Source organism: Bifidobacterium sp. UMB1197 (genome assembly GCF_030217745.1).
In the GTDB taxonomy this organism is placed as follows: Bacteria; Actinomycetota; Actinomycetes; order Actinomycetales; family Bifidobacteriaceae; genus Bifidobacterium; species Bifidobacterium vaginale_B.
On the sequence record NZ_JASOOL010000016.1, the window covers coordinates 1 to 5,403 of the forward strand.

The window sequence follows — 5,403 nt, forward strand, 5'->3', positions numbered from 1 at the left end:
TGGGGGTGATTTGCTTTTGAGTCTGGTTTGGTGTAAGTTTATCTCTTGCTGCTCAGCGCGGCTGGTTCTCCTCGGTTGAGGTTGATGAGCCGGCTGGTGTGGTGGTGGTTTGAGAACTCAAGAGCGTGTCTGTACTACTTATTAGTTAATTATTGCCAGTTCATTGTCAGCCTCACAGATTGTGGGGTGCCTGAGAGATGGTTAAATGATGGTGAGGTTTTTTGTTGGGATGTTCTTTCCTTAAAGAATGTCTCGTCTTTTTCTTTTATATTGGAGCCTTATGTTGGCTCTTCATTGAAGTTTTTCGTGGAGGGTTCGATTCTGGCTCAGGATGAACGCTGGCGGCGTGCTTAACACATGCAAGTCGAACGGGATCCGACCAGCTTGCTGGTTGGTGAGAGTGGCGAACGGGTGAGTAATGCGTGACCAACCTGCCCCATGCTCCAGAATAGCTCTTGGAAACGGGTGGTAATGCTGGATGCTCCAACTTGACGCATGTCTTGTTGGGAAAGTGTTTAGTGGCATGGGATGGGGTCGCGTCCTATCAGCTTGTAGGCGGGGTAATGGCCCACCTAGGCTTCGACGGGTAGCCGGCCTGAGAGGGCGGACGGCCACATTGGGACTGAGATACGGCCCAGACTCCTACGGGAGGCAGCAGTGGGGAATATTGCGCAATGGGGGAAACCCTGACGCAGCGACGCCGCGTGCGGGATGAAGGCCTTCGGGTTGTAAACCGCTTTTGATTGGGAGCAAGCTTTCGGGTGAGTGTACCTTTCGAATAAGCGCCGGCTAACTACGTGCCAGCAGCCGCGGTAATACGTAGGGCGCAAGCGTTATCCGGAATTATTGGGCGTAAAGAGCTTGTAGGCGGTTCGTCGCGTCTGGTGTGAAAGCCCATCGCTTAACGGTGGGTTTGCGCCGGGTACGGGCGGGCTAGAGTGCAGTAGGGGAGACTGGAATTCCCGGTGTAACGGTGGAATGTGTAGATATCGGGAAGAACACCAATGGCGAAGGCAGGTCTCTGGGCTGTTACTGACGCTGAGAAGCGAAAGCGTGGGGAGCGAACAGGATTAGATACCCTGGTAGTCCACGCCGTAAACGGTGGACGCTGGATGTGGGGCCCATTCCACGGGTTCTGTGTCGGAGCTAACGCGTTAAGCGTCCCGCCTGGGGAGTACGGCCGCAAGGCTAAAACTCAAAGAAATTGACGGGGGCCCGCACAAGCGGCGGAGCATGCGGATTAATTCGATGCAACGCGAAGAACCTTACCTGGGCTTGACATGTGCCTGACGACTGCAGAGATGTGGTTTCCCTTCGGGGCAGGTTCACAGGTGGTGCATGGTCGTCGTCAGCTCGTGTCGTGAGATGTTGGGTTAAGTCCCGCAACGAGCGCAACCCTCGCCCTGTGTTGCCAGCGGGTTATGCCGGGAACTCACGGGGGACCGCCGGGGTTAACTCGGAGGAAGGTGGGGATGACGTCAGATCATCATGCCCCTTACGTCCAGGGCTTCACGCATGCTACAATGGCCGGTACAACGGGATGCGACATGGTGACATGGAGCGGATCCCTTAAAACCGGTCTCAGTTCGGATCGTAGTCTGCAACTCGACTATGTGAAGGCGGAGTCGCTAGTAATCGCGAATCAGCAACGTCGCGGTGAATGCGTTCCCGGGCCTTGTACACACCGCCCGTCAAGTCATGAAAGTGGGCAGCACCCGAAGCCGGTGGCCTAACCCTTTTGGGATGGAGCCGTCTAAGGTGAGGCTCGTGATTGGGACTAAGTCGTAACAAGGTAGCCGTACCGGAAGGTGCGGCTGGATCACCTCCTTTCTACGGAGTTTTTGTGCACGCTCGGATTGAGTGTGGTTACTGGTGTGGAAAACAATAGTTAACGTTTTGTGTGAGTGTGTTGGGCATGCTTTTGGGTTCCCGGATTGCCACCCCCCTTTTGTTGGGGTTGCGGTCCTAGCCCTTGGATTACAGGTTGAGGCTTTATTGTTTTTGGCTTGTGTTCTTGGTGTTTGGTGGTTTGAGAACTGGATAGTGGACGCGAGTAAGAATAGTGAGACTATTTTTGGTTTTGCTTGTTTTTACTTTTATCAATTTCAACCGGCTCCATTTTGGTGGAGTCGCTTGATCGTTTTGTGATCGTTTAGTGTGATGATTTATTGTCTAGAGAGTTAAGCGATAGGCTTTTTACTGGTGTATCACTGGTAAGGGCGTATGGTGGATGCCTTGGTAGACAGGACCGATGAAGGACGTGACGGGCTGCGATATGCCTCGGGGAGCTGCCGAGTGGGCTTTGATCCGAGGATTTCCGAATGGGGAGACCCGGCCACTGTTATGGGTGGTCACCACAGTTTTGTGGGGGGTACGCAGGGAAGTGAAACATCTCAGTACCTGCAGGAAAGGATACTCCGTGAGTAGTGGCGAGCGAAAGCGGATCAGGCTAAACCGAGTACGTGTGATAACCGTCAGGTGTTGCGTATTCGGGGTCGTGGGATTGACTGTTCAGCCTCTGACGGGGTTGAGAAGAGTGATAAAACGTCGTGTTATGTGAATGGGATTGAATTCCCAGCCGTAGAGGGTGATGGCCCCGTAGCAGGTCGTGCGATGTCTCTTTATGTTTATTCCCAAGTAGCGCGGGCCTCGTGGAATCCCGCGTGAATCTGCCCAGACCGTTGGGTAAGCCTAAGTATTCCTGTCTGACCGATAGTGTACTAGTACCGTGAGGGAAAGGTGAAAAGCACCCCGGGAGGGGAGTGAAATAGTTCCTGAAACCGTGCGCTTACAATCCGTCGGAGCCTTCTTGTGGGGTGACGGCGTGCCTATCGAAAAATGAGTCTGCGAGTCAGTGGTATGTGGCGAGGCTAACCCGGGTGGGGGAGCCGTAGCGAAAGCGAGTTTTAAAAGGCGTTTTAGTCGCATGTCCTGGACCCGAAGCGGGATGATCTAGCCCTGAGCAGGTTGAAGCGCGGGTAAGACCGTGTGGAGGACCGAACCCACCTAGGTTGAAAACTGGGGGGATGACTTGGGGTTAGGGGTGAAAGGCCAATCAAATTCCGTGATAGCTGGTTCTCTCCGAAATGCATTTAGGTGCAGCGTCATGTTATTGCTTACAGGGGGTAGAGCTACTGGATGCTTGCGGGCCCATACCGGGTACTAATAGCAGCCAAACTCCGAATACCTGTTAGGTTTATCATGGCAGTGAGTCGGCGGGGGATAAGCTCCGTCGTCAAAAGGGAAACAGCCCTGATCGTCGTCTAAGGTCCCGAAGCGCGTGCTAAGTGGGAAAGGATGTGGAGTCGCATAGACAGCCAGGAGGTTGGCTCAGAAGCAGCCATCCTTGAAAGAGTGCGTAACAGCTCACTGGTCTAGTGGTTCCGCGCCGACAATGTAGCGGGGCTTAAGCACGCCACCGAAGACGCGGCTGCGTGATTTTTTCACGTGGGGTAGGAGAGCGTCCTGTAAGGGGTGAAGCGGCCGTGTGAACGTGTCGTGGACTTTACGGGAGTGAGAATGCAGACATGAGTAGCGAGAGACAGGTGTGAATCCTGTCCGCTGAATGACTAAGGGTTCCGGGGCCACGTTCGTCGTCCCCGGGTGAGTCGAGTCCTAAGGCGAGGCCGACAGGCGTAGTCGAATGGATGAACGGGTTGATATTCCCGTACCGGTGTTACACCGTTCGAACTGAATCTGAGAGTACTAACCTTGATTATTCTGGTTGATTGCCTTTCGGGGTTTTCAGCTGGTTTGGTTTTGGGACTGTATCGGTAGTAGGTTAGCGTGGGAGTGACGCGGGTAGGTAGCCGGCTGCGGAGGTGGTTTTCCGTGGCTAAGCGTGTGGGCTGTCTCCTAGGTAAATCCGGGGGATGTTTAAGCTGAGGCGTGATGGGTAGGCCGTATGGCTGATTCCGGTGATCCTGCTTGCCAAGAAAAGCTTCAACGTGAGGTGTGATTCCGCTCGTACCCTAAACCGACACTGGTGGTCTGGTAGAGTATACCGAAGCGATCGGGCGAATCCTGGCCAAGGAACTCGGCAAATTACTCCCGTGCCTTCGGCATAAGGGAGACCCCTGATGGTGATGTTTTTTACATGCGGAGCTGTTGGGGGTGGCACAAGCTAGGGGGTAGCGACTGTTTACCAAAAACACAGGAGCGTGCGAAGGCGTAAGCCGCTGTATACGCTCTGACGCCTGCCCGGTGCCGGAAGGTTAAGAGGATCCGTTAGCTTCGGTGAAGCGGTGAATTTAAGCCCCGGTAAACGGCGGTGGTAACTATAACCATCCTAAGGTAGCGAAATTCCTTGTCGGGTAAGTTCCGACCTGCACGAATGGCGTAACGACTTCCCCACTGTCTCGGCCAGGAGCCCGGCGAAATTGCAGTACGAGTAAAGATGCTCGTTAAGCGCAGAAGGACGAAAAGACCCCGGGACCTTTACTATACCTTGGTATTGTCGTTAGGTGTGGATCGTGTAGCATAGGCGGGAGGCTGTGAAGCGTGGGCGCTAGCTTGCGTGGAGTCAACAAGTGAAATACCGCTCTTTCCATATCTGGCGTCTAACCTCGACACGTTATCCGTGTTAGGGACAGTGCCTGGCGGGTAGTTTAACTGGGGCGGTTGCCTCCTAAAGAGTAACGGAGGCGCTCAATGGTCCGCTCAGCCCGGTTGGCAATCGGGTGTTGAGTGTAATCGCACAAGCGGGCTTGACTGTGAGACTGACGGGTCGAGCAGGGACGAAAGTCGGAGATAGTGATCCGGTGCCGGCGTACGGACGTGGCATCGCTCAACGGATAAAAGGTACCCCGGGGATAACAGGCTGATCATTCCCAAGAGTCCATATCGACGGGATGGTTTGGCACCTCGATGTCGGCTCGTCGCATCCTGGGGCTGGAGCAGGTCCCAAGGGTTCGGCTGTTCGCCGATTAAAGCGGCACGCGAGCTGGGTTCAGAACGTCGTGAGACAGTTTGGTCTCTATCCTCTGCGCTCGTTGGAATGTTGAGGAGACCTGCCCATAGTACGAGAGGACCTGGGTGGACGAACCTCTGGTATGCCGGTCGTCACGCCAGTGGCGCCGCCGGTTAGCTACGTTTGGAAGGGATAACCGCTGAAAGCATCTAAGCGGGAAGCCTGCTCCAAGATTAGCATTCCTTGCACTTTTGTGTGTGAGCCCCCATGTAGAACACGTGGTTGATAGGCTGGATGTGGAAGCCCTGTAAGGGGTGGAGCTGACCAGTACTAATGGGCGATTGTGATACTACTTGTTATTGCTTATCGTTTAATTCTCTTAGATAGTATGGAGTGTTAAACGGTCATATTATGGTCATGTTGTTGATTTTGATAATTGTTCTTCTTGCTGCTCGCGTTCATGTCCGGTTCCCAAACCGCCAATTTGCCACTCG

General features: G+C 54.0%; 2 rRNA genes. Both read left to right on the top strand.

The features are described from left to right. Positions 1-303: 303 nt before the first annotated feature. Positions 304-1,830, top strand: a 16S ribosomal RNA gene (locus tag QP420_RS06365). A 373-nt stretch (positions 1,831-2,203) separates the two neighbouring features. Further along, a 23S ribosomal RNA gene (locus tag QP420_RS06370) occupies positions 2,204-5,262 on the top strand. The 16S and 23S rRNA genes sit together here, the layout of an rRNA operon. Positions 5,263-5,403: the final 141 nt, after the last annotated feature.